Annotated in this window: 20 protein-coding genes; 4 read left to right on the forward strand and 16 right to left on the reverse strand. The window is 63.2% G+C overall.

The window, feature by feature from the left end:
* Positions 1–347: 347 nt before the first annotated feature.
* The 4 genes from RBB32_RS19085 to dapE form a co-directional block, all read right to left on the reverse strand.
* A complete protein-coding gene (locus tag RBB32_RS19085) occupies positions 348–734 on the reverse strand; it encodes a hypothetical protein (protein WP_306155036.1) in 387 nt (128 codons plus the stop codon).
* 173 nt (positions 735–907) lie between these two features.
* Entirely contained in the window at positions 908–1,477 is a 570-nt protein-coding gene (locus RBB32_RS19090) for a TIGR04282 family arsenosugar biosynthesis glycosyltransferase (protein WP_306155103.1), read from the reverse strand.
* A complete protein-coding gene (locus RBB32_RS19095; protein WP_306155037.1) occupies positions 1,477–1,899 on the reverse strand; it encodes a GNAT family N-acetyltransferase in 423 nt (140 codons plus the stop codon). The genes RBB32_RS19090 and RBB32_RS19095 overlap by 1 nt, the downstream gene beginning before the upstream one ends.
* Positions 1,896–3,050, reverse strand: coding sequence for a succinyl-diaminopimelate desuccinylase (gene dapE, locus RBB32_RS19100; protein ID WP_306155038.1), 1,155 nt, complete (start codon positions 3,048–3,050; stop codon positions 1,896–1,898). The genes RBB32_RS19095 and dapE overlap by 4 nt, the downstream gene beginning before the upstream one ends.
* A gap of 290 nt (positions 3,051–3,340) precedes the next feature.
* Here dapE and RBB32_RS19105 point away from each other — a divergent pair, with 290 nt between their 5' ends.
* Together RBB32_RS19105 and RBB32_RS19110 are read left to right on the forward strand one after the other, a co-directional pair.
* Positions 3,341–4,939: a Hint domain-containing protein gene (locus RBB32_RS19105; RefSeq protein ID WP_306155039.1), complete on the forward strand. Its 1,599-nt coding sequence runs from the start codon at positions 3,341–3,343 to the stop codon at positions 4,937–4,939.
* A 2-nt stretch (positions 4,940–4,941) separates the two neighbouring features.
* Positions 4,942–6,030, forward strand: a complete 1,089-nt coding sequence (locus RBB32_RS19110) for a Hint domain-containing protein (RefSeq protein ID WP_306155040.1) — start codon at positions 4,942–4,944, stop codon at positions 6,028–6,030.
* Between the two features lie 12 nt (positions 6,031–6,042).
* Here the strand turns inward: RBB32_RS19110 and RBB32_RS19115 are convergent, their stop codons facing one another.
* Positions 6,043–6,375: a hypothetical protein gene (locus tag RBB32_RS19115; protein ID WP_306155041.1), complete on the reverse strand. Its 333-nt coding sequence runs from the start codon at positions 6,373–6,375 to the stop codon at positions 6,043–6,045.
* A gap of 149 nt (positions 6,376–6,524) precedes the next feature.
* On the opposite strand from RBB32_RS19115, the gene RBB32_RS19120 reads away from it, so the two are divergent.
* A complete protein-coding gene (locus tag RBB32_RS19120) occupies positions 6,525–6,917 on the forward strand; it encodes a rhodanese-like domain-containing protein (RefSeq protein WP_306155105.1) in 393 nt (130 codons plus the stop codon).
* Between the two features lie 9 nt (positions 6,918–6,926).
* On the opposite strand, the gene RBB32_RS19125 is transcribed toward RBB32_RS19120, so the two are convergent.
* From RBB32_RS19125 to RBB32_RS19140, 4 genes are all read right to left on the reverse strand, one after another.
* Entirely contained in the window at positions 6,927–7,958 is a 1,032-nt protein-coding gene (locus tag RBB32_RS19125; RefSeq protein ID WP_306155042.1) for a sodium:calcium antiporter, read from the reverse strand.
* A 160-nt stretch (positions 7,959–8,118) separates the two neighbouring features.
* Positions 8,119–8,946 (reverse strand): 2,3,4,5-tetrahydropyridine-2,6-dicarboxylate N-succinyltransferase, encoded by an 828-nt coding sequence (gene dapD / locus RBB32_RS19130; RefSeq protein WP_306155043.1) that lies wholly within the window; start codon positions 8,944–8,946, stop codon positions 8,119–8,121.
* 102 nt (positions 8,947–9,048) lie between these two features.
* Positions 9,049–9,264, reverse strand: coding sequence for a hypothetical protein (locus tag RBB32_RS19135; RefSeq protein WP_306155044.1), 216 nt, complete (start codon positions 9,262–9,264; stop codon positions 9,049–9,051).
* Positions 9,265–9,467: 203 nt separating this feature from the next.
* The gene (locus tag RBB32_RS19140; RefSeq protein ID WP_306155046.1) at positions 9,468–10,391 is read right to left on the reverse strand and encodes a threonine/serine dehydratase; all 924 of its coding nucleotides are present in this window, start codon (positions 10,389–10,391) and stop codon (positions 9,468–9,470) included.
* 81 nt (positions 10,392–10,472) lie between these two features.
* Here RBB32_RS19140 and RBB32_RS19145 point away from each other — a divergent pair, with 81 nt between their 5' ends.
* Positions 10,473–11,294 (forward strand): TIGR00730 family Rossman fold protein, encoded by an 822-nt coding sequence (locus tag RBB32_RS19145; RefSeq protein ID WP_306155048.1) that lies wholly within the window; start codon positions 10,473–10,475, stop codon positions 11,292–11,294.
* A 9-nt stretch (positions 11,295–11,303) separates the two neighbouring features.
* Here RBB32_RS19145 and RBB32_RS19150 read toward each other — a convergent pair whose 3' ends face one another.
* From RBB32_RS19150 to rlmN, 7 genes are all read right to left on the reverse strand, one after another.
* On the reverse strand, positions 11,304–11,843 hold the full coding sequence (locus RBB32_RS19150; protein WP_306155050.1) for an adenine phosphoribosyltransferase: 540 nt from the start codon (positions 11,841–11,843) through the stop codon (positions 11,304–11,306).
* 84 nt (positions 11,844–11,927) lie between these two features.
* Positions 11,928–12,557, reverse strand: coding sequence for a LysE family translocator (locus tag RBB32_RS19155; RefSeq protein WP_306155052.1), 630 nt, complete (start codon positions 12,555–12,557; stop codon positions 11,928–11,930).
* A gap of 13 nt (positions 12,558–12,570) precedes the next feature.
* Positions 12,571–13,440 carry an S-methyl-5'-thioadenosine phosphorylase gene (locus RBB32_RS19160; protein WP_306155053.1) on the reverse strand — a complete coding sequence of 290 codons (870 nt, stop codon included), beginning with the start codon at positions 13,438–13,440 and terminating at the stop codon, positions 12,571–12,573.
* A gap of 130 nt (positions 13,441–13,570) precedes the next feature.
* Positions 13,571–13,771: a hypothetical protein gene (locus RBB32_RS19165; protein WP_306155054.1), complete on the reverse strand. Its 201-nt coding sequence runs from the start codon at positions 13,769–13,771 to the stop codon at positions 13,571–13,573.
* 115 nt (positions 13,772–13,886) lie between these two features.
* Positions 13,887–14,579 carry a gamma-glutamyl-gamma-aminobutyrate hydrolase family protein gene (locus tag RBB32_RS19170; RefSeq protein WP_306155056.1) on the reverse strand — a complete coding sequence of 231 codons (693 nt, stop codon included), beginning with the start codon at positions 14,577–14,579 and terminating at the stop codon, positions 13,887–13,889.
* A gap of 1 nt (position 14,580) precedes the next feature.
* A complete protein-coding gene (locus tag RBB32_RS19175) occupies positions 14,581–15,540 on the reverse strand; it encodes an amidoligase family protein (RefSeq protein WP_306155059.1) in 960 nt (319 codons plus the stop codon).
* Positions 15,541–15,609: 69 nt separating this feature from the next.
* Positions 15,610–16,797 (reverse strand): 23S rRNA (adenine(2503)-C(2))-methyltransferase RlmN, encoded by a 1,188-nt coding sequence (rlmN, locus tag RBB32_RS19180; protein ID WP_306155060.1) that lies wholly within the window; start codon positions 16,795–16,797, stop codon positions 15,610–15,612.
* Positions 16,798–16,864 lie beyond the last annotated feature (67 nt).

Genomic DNA, 16,864 nt, shown 5'->3' on the forward strand with positions numbered 1-16,864 from the left:
CTGCGCGCCTTCTCGGACAGGCTCAGAGCAAACGGCAAAGCCCCAAAACAGGCCATCATCGCCGTGACGCGAAAACTACTCATCATTCTCAACGCCATGATCCGGGAAAACAGAACATATCAGCCAACCTGAACAACACACTTGCCCGGGGGTCCGGGGGGCTGGCCCCCAAGCCGTTCCATTTCGTGTGGCTTGCAAACGGTGAGTAAAGAGCCTCGCTCTGGACAAGGTATTGATTTGGTTTGTTTATTGCGGGCCATAGGCGTGAAAGAGACAAAATTATCTCGAAGAATTCTTCGAGGGAACCAGAAAACCAGTGCGTGGCTCCTCGCACCGTCGGTGAATAGTCAGTAGAAACTAAAAATTGTGTATTTTGGGCAGTCTTCGGGGCCTTGCCCCGCAAACAACGGTGAAAACACACTCGCTGTTGTAGACAGTGCAAATACCATTCCACCACACAAAGCTGCACGGACAAGAAGGCGTATAACCCAGTTTGGAATGGCGGCGATATATGACCCAAGCATATTCCAGATTAGAATTCTTCCTGCAAATAACATGGCGAGAGCCGCAAATATTCCGGGGCCAAATACATCCAACCAACTACCTTGCGGCACACATTCAAAAAAGCGGTCAATGGCCTTAACACACACCACACTTGCCCCAAGTAAGGCGGCCATCTTTAACAGCATATCAGCTGCTTGAAGTGACGTAGGTTCTTCAGGTGCGTTGGTCATATTCGCTAAAGACCATCATTGGGCTTGCCGCATCAACTTCTATTTTTGCTTGACCACATGAAAACAACGGAGCTTTGGTTGCTCAATGAGCGCACAGCGCCACACGAACCAGAACGGCTGGGGCTGGCCCCCCGGGTGCGGCGACGCTGGCCATGCCTGCGGCGCAATCCCCGTTACAGATCCGCCGCCTCGTCCACATCGTTGAGCGTATCGACCAGGGCCACGCGCAGCCCCGGCAGGGTGTCGAGCGTATCGGCAAGCGCGTGTTCACTGGACCAGCGCACGCCCTGAAAGAGGGTGGCAGGCGGCGGGGCCGCGCGCTTCATCCCCACCAGCCAATAGCCCCCGTCGGGCGCGGGACCAAAGACCGCGTCGTGATCGCCCAGCGCGGCAAAGGCGCGGGCGATATGGGCCGGGGTAATGCCGGGGATGTCACCACCGACGATGCAGACCGGCCCGCGCGGTAGCCCGCGCAGCAAGCGGCCCATCCGGCGCCCCAGATCGCCGCGCCCCTGCGCCACGCGCGGCAGGTGCCCGGGCCAGACGCGGCTTTGCAGGCCTTCGCGGTCGGGCGAGACCGCCAGTGTCAGGTCCCAGCGCGGATCATCCAGCCGCCGCAGCAGGTGTCTTGTCTGGTGGCGAAACCACCAAGCGGCGCGGGTCATGCCGATCTCGCGGCCCAGCCGGGTTTTGACGCGGCCCGGGTGCGGTTCTTTCACCATGACCACAAGCCGGGGGCGGATCACAGGGCGCGTTCCATATCGCGGTGCGGGATGCCTGCATCGTCGTAGTCCGGGCCATAGGCGGCAAAGCCCAACCCCTCGTAAAACCCGATGGCGTGGATTTGCGCGCCCAGTTCGGCGCGCGTCAGGCCCGGCAGCGTGGCGATATGATCGACGCAGGCCTGCACCAGTGCCGCGCCGATGCCCCTACCCCGCCCTTCCTTGAGAACGCAGACGCGGCCGATCTTGCCGGTCTTTCCCTTGGTCAGGATGCGCGCGCAGCCCACGGGCCGGCCCTTCAGCGTGGCAAGGATGTGATGCGCCTGCCCGTCGCGGCCATCCATCTCCTCGGCCTCCGAGACACCCTGTTCGTCGATGAAAACCGCCCGGCGCAGGGCCAGGCAGGTTTCAACATCATCGGTCAGGGCAACGGCCAGTGTCATGCGAAATAGTCCCGCAGGATGCGGGTATAGATGGATTTCAGCCGCGGGATCAGGGCCACTTCGACACGTTCATCGACCTGGTGCATTGTTTTGCCGACAAGGCCAAACTCCACCACCGGGCAGTGATTCTTGACGAAACGCGCATCCGAGGTGCCGCCCGTGGTGGACAGTTCCGGCGTCATGTTGGTTTCGGCCTGTACCGATTTGCTGACCAGATCGGACAGATCGCCCGGCGGGGTAAGGAAGCTTTCGCCCGAGATCTTGACCTCCATCCCGGCGTCCACCCCGAATTCCTGCGCCACGCGGTCCAACTCGGATTGCAACCAATCGCTCAGGCTGGCCCCGGAATGGGCATCGTTGAAGCGGATGTTCACCGTGGCGCGGCATTGCGCGGGGATGACGTTGCTTGCCGGGTTCCCGGTGTCGATGGTGACCGGCGCAAGGGTGGAGACATCGAAGTGTTCGGTGCCTTTGTCCAACTCGTGGCTGGATAGCCTGTCGATCAGCCGCGCCATGGCCGGCAGCGGGTTCAGCGCACGGTGGGGATAGGCCGAGTGACCCTGTTCGCCGGTCACGGTGATCCATGCGGTCAGCGACCCGCGCCGCCCGATCTTGATCATCTGGCCCAGTTCATCCGGGCAGGTTGGTTCCCCCACAAGGCAATGATCCATCGCCTCGCCATTGGCCTGCATCCAGTCCAGAAGCGCCGCGGTGCCATCCACGGCATCGCCTTCTTCATCCCCGGTAATGGTCAGGATCAGTGCAGCGTCTTTCGGCGGGGTGGTCTGCACGAAATCAATCGCGGCGGCGACATAGGCGGCAACGCCGGATTTCATATCGGTGGCCCCCCGGCCCCAAAGATAGCCATCCTTCTGTTCGGCCCCGAAGGGCGGCATGGTCCAGGCGGCCTCGTCCCCCAGGGGCACCACATCGGTATGGCCGTTGAACCCAAAAGTGCGCGCCGCGCCCTTGTCCCCCCAGCGGGCAAAAAGGTTGCTGACCCCGCCGCGATCCACGCGGGTGCAGGTGAACCCGGCCTTGCCGAGCATGTCCTCAAGCAGTTGAAGCGCGCCGCCTTCTTCGGGGGTGACCGAGGGGCAGCGGACCAGATCGGCGGTCAGGGCGATGGGATCAACGGGGGTATGCGACATATCTTGAGCTTTCCTTGACGTGTTGCCCATGGCCTAGCGCGAAGCGGCGCGAGGCGCAAACCCGCGCAACAGAGTATTTGCCCGCAAACATCTGATTTTACTTAACCTGTTACAAAATTCTTGATAGACTTGCCCGCAATAAAACCCGAGGCAGGGCAAGATATAGCCGGGCAAAAGCCCACGGACCGAGCAGTCCAACCCTAAAAACAAGATGCAACAGGGGCTTTGGCCCCATGTTTGCAAGGCTTTATCACGCTGCGCTGACCTTGGATACGAGGTGGGGCAGAGATATGGTTCGAGGGGTCGAAATCCCTATTGACGACAGGGCGTCGGCGGTCGAAATGGCCGAGACGATTTTTGGCGCGGGCACGACGATTGTCAGTGCCTCCTACACCGGGGACAGGGATTCCTCGGGGATTTACAGCAATGGCGACAGCATCACGCCGGGGGTAACGCCCAGCGACACCGGCGTCATGTTCTCAACCGGGAATCTGGACGGTTTCACCAACAGCAGCGGCTGGGGATGGTGGGGGCAGGACGCCAACCAATCCAGCCAGAACACGACCGGTTCCAGCGGCCCGAACAACGATCCGGCATTCACTGCCGCCGCCGGTGCGCCGACCTATGACGCCTCTTACCTGGATGTGGATTTCGTACCCACCGGCAACGTGATGACGATGCAGTTCGTCTTTGCCTCGGAGGAATATCCCGAGTATGCCACCGGCGCGTTTCAGGATTTCGTCGGCGTCTGGATCAACGGCACGCAGGTGGAAATGTCGGTGGGCGATGGCGATATCGACCCCAACAACCTGAATGCCGGGTCGGCCGAGAACCTGTTCATCGACAACACCAATAGCCAGTACAACACCGAGATGGACGGGTTCACCGCAACCCTGACCCTGACCATTCCGGTGACCCCCGACGAGGTCAACTCGATCCGGATCGGCATCGCGGATGTCACCGACGCCAACTATGATTCCACGCTCATCATCGGTGCCGACAGCGTGCAGACAGAGCTTGTCGCGATGGACGACAACATCCGGATCGACCCGAATGACAGCGGCACCCTTGATCTTTTGGCCAACGATGTGAACAACACCGGCGGGACGCTGTCGATCACGCAGATCAACGGCCAATCCGTGGTTGCAGGCGATATCGTCACCCTTAATTCCGGCCAGCAAATCCAGTTGAATGCCGATGGCACGATCGAGATCGTCGCCGACAGCGACGAGGAAGAGTTTGCCTTTACCTACGAGGTAAGCAGCAGCTCCGGGGCCAGCGACGTCGGGTTCGTCAATGTCGACCAGGTGCCCTGTTTCGTGGCCGGTACGCGCATCAAGACCCCCCGGGGCCTTGTCGCGGTGGAAGAATTGCAGGCCGATGACCTGGTGATCACGCAAGACAACGGCGCACAGCCGCTTCGCTGGACCGGCAGCCGGACAGTGTCCGCGACGGGCGATTTTGCCCCCATCCAGATCGCGGCCAATACCTTTGGGCGGCACCGGGCACTGCTTTTGTCGCCGCTGCACCGGGTGTTGATCCGCGACAGCCTGTCGGAAATCCTGTTCGGGGAACGCGAGGTCCTGGTGGCCGCGCGTGATCTGGTCAACGATCGAAGCGTTCGGCGCGTCGAGGGCGGCACGGTGACCTATGTGCATATCCTTTTCGATCGGCACGAGGTGGTCTTTTCCGAAGGGCTGGCCACCGAGAGTTTCCTGCCCGGTCCACAGACCACCAAGAGTTTCGAGGCCGAGATCATCGAGGAAATCTGTACCCTGTTCCCCGAGATCGACCCCGAGACCGGCACGGGATACGGGCCAGCGGCCCGGCCCTGCCTGAAACCCTATGAGGCGCAGTTGCTTTTGAGCCGCCGCGCCGCGGCGGCCTGAGCTTGGCCTGGATCGGCATATCGGATCGCTTTGGCGGGCGTTTCGCGGCACGGGGCCTGACCTGCAGAACGGACAGCGAGCCGGCCATCGCCAGCGATACGCTTATGCCGCGCGGGACGCTTTTGCTTGAAACCCGGTTGTCCGCCGAGGGGCGGCCACAGACCCTTTTGGGGTTCAACCGTTCGCATCCATGGCCGGGAAGCTTCACATTGCAATCGCTGCCCGGCGGCGGGATCGTCCTTGTCGAGGCGCAGGGCGACGACCTGCGGCATGTCACCTTGCCGATCGGGGCGGATGGGCGCATGGACGTGTTGCGCCTGAGCTATGCATGGGATGCCCCGGCGCGTTGGGCGCAACTGTCCGTGGAGCGTACCGAGAGGGACACCCCCACCCTTGTCGCCCCGCATGCCCCGCATCCGCTTTTGCTGTCGGATGCGCAGGGCGTCACGACGGATGCACGGCGCCGGGTGGTGGATGCCGACGTGACGTTCTTTGCGCTGTCAAACACGGTTGAGCCGATCGGCCCGATGCCGGGCCTGACCGGCGAGGTGCCGATTGCCACCCCCGGCGGCGAGGTGCCGGTGCGCAGGTTGAAGCGCGGTGACCTGATCATGACCCAAGACGGCAAAGTGGTGCCGGTGCTTCAGGTGGTCAAACGCGTGGTGCCTGCCAAGGGCAACCTGCGGCCCGTGCACCTTCGGGCACCCTATTTCGGGTTGCGGCGCGATATCCTTGTGGCCCCGCAACAGCGGCTGGTCATCGGCGGTAGCGAGGTGGAATACCTGTTCGGGCGCGAGGCGGTGCTTGTGCCTGCGCGGCACTTGGTCAACGGGGTATCCGCCCTGCGCGGCGAAGGCCCGGACCTTGTGACCTATCACCACCTGTTGTTGCCGGGGCACGAGGTGATCATGGCGGCGGGATGCCCGCTGGAAAGCCTTTATCTGGGCCGATTGCGGCGCAAGCCGGAGCTTTTGTCGCGCAGCGTGCTGGCCGGGTTCGACCGCGCGCGCCTGCCCGAACATGCCAAACCCGCCTGGCCCGTGCTTAAACCCTTCGAGGCGATCACGCTGGCGATGAACCGCGCGGCGTGAGACCGTGCCGAATTAATCGTAAAACGGGGTGACCTGTGCGACGATCACGGCGTTTTCTTCAAGCGCGCGTTGCATCAGGGCGCGTTCTTCGTCGTTTATGTCATGGCCTTCGGCCTCGCGTTCGGCGAGGGTGCCATAGCCGTTCACGTCAAGCGGGGCCATATCCGCCTGTTTCAGGATGGCCACGGTTTCGCGCACGGCCTCGGCCTCGTCCACGCCACTGGCATAGACCATGAGGGCCGCGCCGGTGGCCTTTTCGGGCAGGCCATCGCCATCTTTGCGGCCCGCTTGCACCAGCAGGGTATAGACCTGCTGTTTCGATGGTTTGTCTGATTTCTTCGTCATACCGGCACCGGGCCCCAAGTTACGCTTGTCGCGCCCTACCGCTTGTCTTTGGCGCCGTCAATCCGCGCCCGGGGCAGGCCGCGGGGCTTTTCATGCGGTTGCCTTGGGCATAGGGTGCCCACGACAGAGCAACGAGGGAGGAACAGGTGATAAAACGCGCAAGTGACATGGTGGCCGAGGCCAACGCGGTGGTGGAGCACGCCCCGGCAGCCGAGATGATGGCGCTACACGAACAGGAAGGCGTGACATTTGTCGATCTGCGCGACCCGCGCGAATTGGAGCGCGAGGGGATGATCCCCGGGGCCTTTCATTGCCCGCGCGGCATGCTCGAATTCTGGATCGACCCGGAAAGCCCCTATGCCAAACCGCAATTTCAAAGCGGTGGCCGCTTTGTGTTCTACTGTGCATCGGGCTGGCGCTCGGCCCTGTCGGCGCGGGTGGCGCAAGACATGGGGCTGGAGGGTGTCAGCCATATCGAGGATGGTTTCTCGGGGTGGAAAAAGGCCGGTGGGCCGGTGGGCGAGCGGCCCAAGAAGGGCTGAGAAAGACCGCTAACCGCTTATCACCTGCGCCGCGACGGCGCAGGCATAGACCCCGATCATCAGGACACCATCAAGCCCGATACGACCCGGCCCGTGCTTTTGCCGAAAAACAAGCCCGGCCAAGAGAACCGAGGTCATCACCAGCCCGGTTGCAAGCCAATAGACATCGTCACGCGCCAAGGCATGATAAAGCGACCCATCGCGATACGCCGCGTCGGCAAAGACCAAAAACAGGCTATCGAAGGTATTGCCGCCGATGATCCCGCCCACGGCCAGTTGCAGCGCCCCGCGCCGCACCGCCGCCAGCGTGGTGACCAATTCGGGCAGCGAGGTCACGACGGCGGTGATCAAGGCCCCCACCAGCGATGAGCCCAGCCCGAAGCGGGCGATAAACGCGCCCCCGGCCTGACCGATGATCAACCCGCAGGTGCCAAGCAGGGCGACAAGGCCCAGGAAGGCCAGCGCCGGGCCCTTGGCCGAGCGGTGCCGCTCGTCACTGTCTTCGGGTTCATCGCGGCGGGTTTCATGGGTCTGCACCGGCGTCCACATCGGGTTTTCGCTGACTTGCCCCGAGATGCGCAGGCCTGTCAGGTAGGCAAGGAACAGCACCACCGAAACCGGGTGGATCCCAAGCACCGCGACATCGGGGCCGAAAATGCCAAGCAAGGTCAGGCTGAGCAGGATAATCAGCATGACCGCCTGAACAAGGTTCTCGGGCTGGGCGGCGGAATGTTCGAGGTTGGCATCGCGGTGCAGCACATCGGCGAGGGCCAGAAACAGCGTCTGCGCCGCGATCCCCCCGATGGCATTCGAAAAGGCGAAGCTGGCATCGCCGGACCACGCGCCCGAGGTTGAGACGATGATACCGGACAGAGAGGTCGCGCCCCCAAGGATAAGGCCACCGGCCAGCGCCTCGCCCAAGCGGGTGCGATCGGCCAGCATATCGGCCAATGCCGTCGCCCGGACCGAGGCGACGACCACAACAGCGCCCGCCACGCCGAAGGCAAGCAGCAACAAGGGGGTGGAAAGCGCGCCGATCATTGAGCGGCCTGGCCGTCAAGGGATGTCGATTGGATCATGCAATGGCTCAACCGCCAATCGCGCTGCAAGTTCCCTTGCCCTGTCAAAACAAGGGCCCGGGCAATGCAAAAGGCGCGCCCCGCGGGATGCGGAACGCGCCCTCCATTCAAATCAAGCGGGATCAGTCGCGCAGCAACTCGTTGATCCCGGTTTTCGAGCGGGTCTGCGCATCCACGCGCTTGACGATCACCGCGCAATAGAGGTTGAGGTTGTTCTTGGTCGGCATGGAGCCGGAAACGACGACCGAATAGGGCGGCACTTCGCCCATGAAGACCTCGCCGGTTTCGCGGTCGACGATCTTGGTGGATTTGCCGATATAGACGCCCATGCCAAGGACCGAGCCTTCGCGCACGATGCAGCCTTCGACCACCTCGGAACGCGCGCCGATAAAGCAGTTGTCCTCGATGATGGTGGGGCCGGCCTGCATCGGTTCCAGCACACCGCCGATGCCGACGCCGCCCGAGAGGTGCACCCCCTTGCCGATCTGCGCGCAGGAGCCGACGGTGGCCCATGTATCGACCATGGTGCCCTCGTCCACGTAGGCGCCAAGGTTGACGAAGCTGGGCATCAGCACCACGCCGGGGGCGATATAGGCCGATTTGCGCACCACGCAGTTGGGGACGGCGCGGAAACCGGCGGCTTTCCATTGATTGTCGCCCCAGCCCTTGAACTTGCTGTCGACCTTGTCCCACCAGCCGCCGCCTTGCGGGCCGTTGTCGTGCTGTTCCATGTCCTTGATGCGGAAGCCCAGAAGCACGGCCTTCTTGGCCCATTGGTTGACGTGCCAGTCGCCACTGTCCTGACGTTCGGCGACGCGCAACTGGCCGCTGTCGAGGGCGTTCAGGGTGTCTTCGATGGCGTCGCGGGTTTCGCCGCCGGTGCTGGGCGTGATGGTGTCACGGATTTCCCATGCGGCCTCGATTGCGGTTTCAAGCTGTGCATTGGACATGGCGTCATTCTCCCTCGGGTCGGGTTGTTTGGCTTTGCATGGCCTATAAGGGGCTGCGGCGCGGGGTGCAATGCGACGCGCCGCGCGGCAAAGGCGGCAAAGTTACCGGGCGCGGTTGAAAAGATAGGCGTGGCTATGGCCGGGGAAGGGCGCATTGAAGCGACGCAGGAGGCGTGAATAGCTATAGCCAAGGTCCGAAGCCTTGGCGCGTTTGTCGCCGCTGTCGCGGCAATGCAGGGCAAGGCCGGCCCCGGCCTCGCGCAGCGTATAGCCCTTGGCGGCCAGCCGCGCCTGCAAATCCGGCCCAGTCGCGGGCATAGCTAAAATCCTCGGCCAGAAGCGCCCGCAGGGGCGCGATGAGCCGCTCATCAGGCCTGACGGCCTTCTTCGCGCGGGTCCGGCGAAACAGGTCCCGGCGGATGGCATCACGGATCAGCGACGTCGGATCGCCGCCCTCTTGCGCGGCGATCTGGCGAAGGGCGGCATATCCCGAGCCTGTCCCAAGCTTGGTAAAGGTTCGATTAAACCGCCAGCGGATCAGGCGCGATATTGCCGCCGCAGATCAGCACCGCAACGCGCTCGCCGTCTTCCGGCACGTAGGCCCCGGCCATCAGCGCCGCCAGCGCCGTGGCCCCTGCCGGTTCCACCAGTTGCCGCGCCTCGCGCCAAAGCGCCTCTTGCGCCAGCGTGATGTCGCGGTCCCGCACCGTCACGCTTTCGATGCCCTGTGCTTGAGCCAGGTCGAAACAGATCTGCCCGATGCGCCGCGCGCCAAGGGCATTGGCGGCCACGCCGGACACGTCGACATCCACCGGCGCGCCTGCGTCCAGTGCCCCGTGCAGGGCAGAGGCGCGTTCAGGCTCTACCGCGACCACCTTGCGCGCGCCACCCAGCCAGCCAAGCGCCCCGGCGATCAACCCGCCGCCGCCCACGGCGATCAGCACGGTATCGGCCTTGAGGCCCTGATCCTCCCATTCGGCCATGCAGCTTCCCTGCCCGGCCACGGTGGCGGGCGCGTCATAGGCATGGATTTCCATGGCACCCGTCGCCTCGCGCCATTCGGCGGCGCGGGCAGCGGCCTCGGCATAGGCGCCTTTGACCACCTGCAGTTCGGCACCTGTTGAGCGAATCAATTCCATCTTGGCCGGGCCCGCGATTTCGGGAACATAGATGCGCGCGCGATGGCCAAGGCTGGCCGCGGCATAGGCCACAGCCGCGCCATGGTTGCCGCCCGAGGCCGCCACGACACCCCCATCGGGCACCGAATGGGACAACAGCGTATTGAAGGCCCCGCGCGCCTTGAAGCTGCCGGTGTGCTGCATCTGTTCAAACTTCACCTCGAAGGGGAAGCTCAAACCGAACCCGTCCATCACACCGACCGGCGTGCGCCGAACATGCGGCGCGATCCGGTCGCGCGCGGCGGAAATCTCATCCTTGATAGTCACCTTGGTTCTCTTCCTCTCTGGTCAAGCGCGGCCGCAAGCGATAGGCCTTGTTCAACGGACCATACGAAGGACGCGCCCGCGATGAAAGACGAACGCAACAGCCAATTCCGCGACGCCCACTCTGATCGCAGTACCGCCGAACAAATTCCCGATACCCCGCAGACCCGCGCGCCCGCCTATCGACTGGCCTTTGCGGACCCGGATTTCCTGTGCCGGGACGAATTGCGCCCCGTGCGCCTGCAACTGGAGCTTCTCAAGCCCGAGATGATCCTCAATGAACGCGGCATCGAAAGCACCGTGGTCCTGTTCGGCGGCGCGCGTATCCCTGAGCCGTCGAAGAAAGACACGGCGCGCACACAGACATTGGCCGATCTTTCCAAATACTACGACGAGGCGCGCGAATTCTCCCGGCTGATGACGATGAAATCCATGGATACCTATGGGCGCGAATACGTCATCGCCACCGGCGGCGGGCCGGGCGTGATGGAGGCGGGCAATCGCGGCGCGGATGATGCGGGCGGATCGTCCATCGGCCTCAACATCGTGCTGCCGCATGAGCAGGCCCCGAATGAATACGTGACACCCGGGCTATGCTTCAACTTCCACTATTTCGGCATCCGCAAGATGCATTTCCTGATGCGGGCCAAGGCGGTGTGCTGTTTCCCGGGCGGGTTTGGCACGCTGGACGAGTTGTTCGAGGCGCTGACCCTGATTCAGACCGACCGGATGAACCCGGTGCCCTTCCTGCTGTTCGGTGAGCCCTTCTGGCGCAAGATCATCAACTGGGAGGCGCTGGCCGAGGCCGGGACGATTTCGGAAGACGATCTCAAGCTGTTCCGCTTTGTCGAGACCGCGCAGGAGGCCGTGCAGATTATCGAAGAGTGGCACAAGGAAGAAGAGTAAGCCCGCCGGTCACTCCCCTTCGTAGGCGCAGAGTGCATGGACATCCATGCCCAGCGCCTCGAGTTTCGCGCGCCCGCCCAGATCGGGCAGGTCGATCACGAAGGCGCAGCCGATGATCTCGCCGCCCAGACGTTCGATCAGCTTGATCCCCGCCTCGGCGGTGCCGCCGGTGGCAAGCAGGTCATCGACGACAAGGATTTTCTCGCCCGGTTGAATGGCATCGTCGTGGATTTCCACGACCGCCTCTCCGTATTCCAAATGATACTCTTCCGAGATCACCGCGCCGGGCAGCTTGCCCTTCTTGCGGATCGGCACGAACCCGGCGGACAACTGGTGCGCCACCGCACCGCCAAGGATGAAGCCGCGCGCCTCAAGCCCCACGACCTTGTCGAAGCGCACCCCGGCATAGGGGTGCAGCAACTGGTCAATCGCCATGCGAAAACCGCGCGGGTCGGCAAAGAGCGTGGTGACATCGCGGAACATGATCCCCTCGTGCGGGAAATCGACGATGGTGCGGATGTAATCCTTGACCGAAGTGCTGGCGGGCATGGCGGGCCTCGTGCGTCTGTTTTGAACCGGTCCTTGTGTGGCCCATGCCGCGCCCGGTGGCAAGCGCGCGTTGTGCCACGGGGGTCAGGTGCCGCGGCGCAGGGTGGCGGTAAGCACCCCCATCCCGATCAGGGTGGCCCCGCCCGCGCGGGTGATCCATTCGATCACCCCGGGCCGTTCGATCCTCTGGCGCAAACTGTCGGCCAGAAGCGCATAGATCAGGGCATTGCCCGCCGCCAGACCCACGAAGGTTGCCACCAGAATGGCGAACTGCGGCAAAAGCGGTGCCGTGGCATCCACGAACTGCGGCACGAAGGCGATGAAAAAGGCGATGGACTTGGGGTTCAGTGCTGTGACCGCCGCGTTATGGGTGAAAACGCTGCGCGCGGTGACATCCTGCGCCACCCGCCCGGCCTGCAAGCCCGATTGCGGGGCCGAGCGGATCAGTTTCACCCCCAGCCAGATCAGGTAAACCGCGCCTACCCATTTCAGCACGGTAAAGGCGGTGGCCGAGGCCAGCACAAGCGCCCCCAGACCGGCCAATGAGGCACTCATCGCCACGAAATCCCCCAGCGCCACACCGGCGGCCGAGGCCACGGCGACGCTACGCCCCTTGGACAGGGCATAGCTGAGCACCAGCAAAACCGTCGGCCCGGGAATCAGCAGCAGCGCACAAGAGGCGGCGACGAAGGCAAGCCAAAGATCGAAAGACATCATGTGAACTCCTTTACAAAACCCGCCCGGCCACGGCGTCCAGCTTGGCCAATAGTGCCGGGTCACGTTTTTCGGGGGCGGTGAGGATGGCGAACTCCAGCGCCCTGTCGCAGCCATGCGGGCAAGGCGCGCGGTCGGCCCCCAGAAGCCTCGGCAGCCCGGCCACCAGCGCGCGGGCCTTGGCGGCGTTGCCGGTCAGGGTGGCGATGATATCCGAGACATCCACCTCGCCGTGGTCGGGGTGCCAGCTGTCGTAATCGGTGACCATGGCCACGCTGGCATAACAAAGCTCGGCCTCGCGGGCGAGCTTGGCCTCGGGCATGTTGGTCATGCCGATCACGTCCGCGCCCCAGTGTTCGCGGTACATCCGGGATTCCGCCAGGGTGGAAAACTGCGGGCCTTCCATCGCCAGATACGTCCCACCACGATGCACGTTGATGCCGGCGGCCTTGGCCGAGGCCTCGCAGGCGTCGCCCAGACGTGGACAGGTGGGATGCGCCACGCTGACATGGCCAACGCATCCGGGGCCGAAAAAGGATTTTTCGCGCGAAACGGTCCGGTCGATGAACTGATCGACGATGACGAAATCGCCCGGTGCCATTTCATGCCGGAAGGAGCCGCAGGCGCTGACACTGATCACGTCGGTCACGCCAATGCGCTTCAGCGCGTCGATATTGGCGCGATAGGGCACGGAGGTGGGGGTATGCACATGCCCGCGCCCGTGGCGGGGCAGAAAGGCCATCGGCACGCCCTCGATGGTGCCGGTCAAAATCCGGTCCGACGGATCGCCCCAAGGGGTTTCAACGCTGACCCATTCGGCATCGGTCAGCCCCTCGATCTCATAGAGACCCGAGCCGCCGATCACCCCGATTCTGGTTTGCATATCCGTCCCCCTGCTTATCGCGCAATCGACCTAACGGAATACGCTGGAGCATGGATTTGCAAGTCGGAAATCCGGCGTGCGCCCCGATTGCCCCGATTGCCCGGGGGCGGTGTCAGGGAATGACGCGGGTTTAGGCGGCGGCGCCGATCGTGCAGATATCGCTGCCTTTGACCAGCGAGGTCACAACCTGCCCTTCGCGGCTTTCACGGATGGCATAGCCATAGCCGCGCAGGCGGTGTTTCCATTCCCGCTCCGATACGCACATCTGCCGCTCGCGCAGAACAAAGTCGCGCACATCTTCGAAAGCATTATGACTTGTGATCATGTTCATCGTTCTCGTCCCTTATACAATGGGTGATAACGACATGGATAGTTGACCTGTGTGGCAACAATCGGCCCGAATTCTGGCAAGGCCGCGAAAACTTCGGGATGCGCGGGCGGACATCTCAACCCAAGGTAGGCACCATCGCCTTTTCACTGGCCGCAGCCTCGACAAGTGCCTTGAACAGCGCCTGCTGGCGACGCGCGTAAAACAAATGCTCGGGGTGCCACTGGACGCCAAGAACGAAGGGCGGGCGGTGCCGCTCGATTGCCTGTATCATCCCGCCGCGATCCCGCGCCGCGACCCGCAGACCATCGCCCAAACGATCCACCGCCTGGCTGTGCAGGGCGTTGATGCGCATCGGGTCGGTCCCGGCCAGCCCGGCAAGATGCGTGCCGGGTTCGATATGCACCTCCTTGCGCGGAAGGATCGTGCGCAAACGATCACTGTCCTTGTAGATGCCATAAGCGTCTTGGTGCAGGCTTCCGCCCAGGGCCACGTTGATCATCTGGCTGCCCCGGCAAATGCCAAGCACGGGCTTGCCGCTGTCGAACGCCTCGTGCACCAGCCGCCGTTCCAGCGCATCGCGCCCCGGATCAAGCCGCGCCGAGCGGACCAGTTCGCCACCGTAAAGATCGGGCGAGATGTCATCGCCACCGCCGATGATCACGCCATCGACCATGGTCATATCGGCCTCGATCCCATCGACCCAACGCACCGCGCGCCCGCCTGCCATCCAGACGTTGAAGGCGATCAGCGGGAATATACGCCAGCCAGACCGGCGCGAGGTGGTGACACCAATAAGCGGTTTGCTCATCTCAAACCCCGGGCCTGTCCAGCCCGGCCTCGTGCAAAATCTCGCCACAGCGCCGCGCCCAGCTTTGCCGCGACAGGGTGACAACGCCATGGTCCTTTTCCCAAGCGCGGCCCAGCCGGCCAAGCAGGTCGGTATCCTGCGCCACGCGCTCGACCGTCAACCACCGCTGCCACTCATCGGCCAGCGACCAATCGGCATCGTCGATCAGGCAGTCGGGCAGGCGGAAATGAAAGGTCGGCCGCGCCGAAAGCTTGCCCGAGACCACGGCCTCGACCTGTTTTGGCGCCAGTTCGGCAAAGATGGGCAGCATATCCAGCCCCCTGTTTCGTGTCGGGTTGTGATGAAGGTAGGTTTCCATCGCGTCCCTGACAGGGGCATCCACACCTTGCGCGATCAGGTCACGGACGAATTCGGTCGGGTAGGGATCGGTAAAGGGCAGAAGGCGGCGCGACTCGTCAATCGGGTTGGTCCGGCGCATCCAGTCTTCGATCAGGGCATAGGCCAGCAAGGGCCTGACGATATCGGCATCCTTGCGCGAGGCGATCTGCACGTTCAGGTGCACGCCAAAACCAAAGACGATTCCCGCCCCACTGCCCAGCGCGCCCGCCTTGCGCAGGCTGTCGCGCAAGCCGTCCAGTTTCTGCAACCCGTCATGGTCCAAGGGTTGGGTCACGATCTCGACCGGGATCACCTCGCGCCCCAGATCAAGCGCCATATCGCGCAGTTTGCTTTTGGTCGCATTGCGCAGGAAGATATCAAGATAGACCTCAAGCGTGCCGATGGCGGTGTCTTTCACCGCCCAGACATGGCTATCGCTTTGCTCGGGGCTGCCGCCCAGTTCACGGGCACAGATGTCGGCCACCTGCCCCTCGTCCAGCCCGCCCAATTCGATTTCGACCCCGACCTTGCGGGGGCGGCCCTTGGCATCATCGGGTTGCGGCAGCGGCGGGAAGTCACGCATCGGGGCACCTGTCCATGGGTCACGTTGCCGCTAGTTTAACGCGCCCATGGGTGATGACCACCAAAAGCTTTAGCCCATCCCGGCCTCGGCCTCGACTTCGCGGCGCGATTTGCGGGCGCGTTCGGTGGCCGATTTCAATTGCCCGCAGGCGGCCATGATATCCTCGCCGCGCGGGGTGCGGATGGGGCTGGCGTAGCCGGCCTTGTAGACGATATCGGCAAAGGCTTCGATGCGGTCCCAATCGCTGCGCTGATGCGGGGCACCGGGCCATTCGTTGAAGGGAATAAGGTTGATCTTAGCCGGGATACCCTTGATCAGTTGCACAAGGCGGCGGGCGTCCTCATCGCTGTCGTTCACATCCTTCAGCATCACGTATTCAAAGGTGATGCGCTCGGAATTGCTGGCCTTTGGATATTCCCGCAACGCGTCCAGAAGCGTTTCGATATTCCACTTCCTGTTGATCGGCACCAGCTTGTCGCGCACCTCGTCGGTGGTGGCATGGAAACTGACGGCCAGCATACAGCCGATTTCCTGCGCCGTCTTGGCGATCTCGGGCACAACGCCCGAAGTGGACAGCGTGATCCGGCGGCGGCTGAGGCTGATCCCCTCTCCATCCATGGCGATCTTCATCGCGTCGCGGACGTTTTCGAAATTATAAAGCGGCTCACCCATGCCCATCAGCACGATGTTCGACAACAGCCGCGGGCCGTTCTCGCCCGTGCCCTGCCCCGGTTCGGGCCATTCGTCCAGATCGTCGCGCGCCATCATCACCTGACCCACGATTTCCCCGGCGGTCAGGTTGCGCACCAATTTCTGTGTGCCGGTGTGACAGAACGAACAGGTCAGGGTGCAGCCCACTTGGGACGAGATACACAGCGTCCCGCGATCGGATTCGGGGATATAAACCACCTCGACCTCGTGGCCCCCGGCGATCCGCGCCAGATACTTTCGGGTGCCATCGGCGCTGACCTGTTTGCTGACCATCTCGGGGATTTCGATCACGAAACGCTCGGCCAGGTCGGCGCGATAGGCCTTGGACAGGTTCGTCATCTCGGCGAAATCGCGCACGCCCCATTGGTAAACCCACTGCCAGATCTGGTTGACCCGCATCTTGGCCTGCTTTTCGGGCGTGCCGTTTTCGATCAACACCTCGCGCAGCTTGTCCCGCGTCAGGCCGACGATATTCATCGGCCCCTCGGGCAGCTTGCGGGGAATGGTCATCACGTCTTGGGTGATCGGGGCGGTGGTCTCGGTCATGGGTGCGCGCTCATATAAGGTGAGATGCGCCCAATATAGGAGTTTGCGGCGGATTCCAAAAGATTCC

It is taken from the genome of Roseovarius sp. MMSF_3281 (assembly GCF_030733685.1).
In the GTDB taxonomy this organism is placed as follows: Bacteria; Pseudomonadota; Alphaproteobacteria; order Rhodobacterales; family Rhodobacteraceae; genus Roseovarius.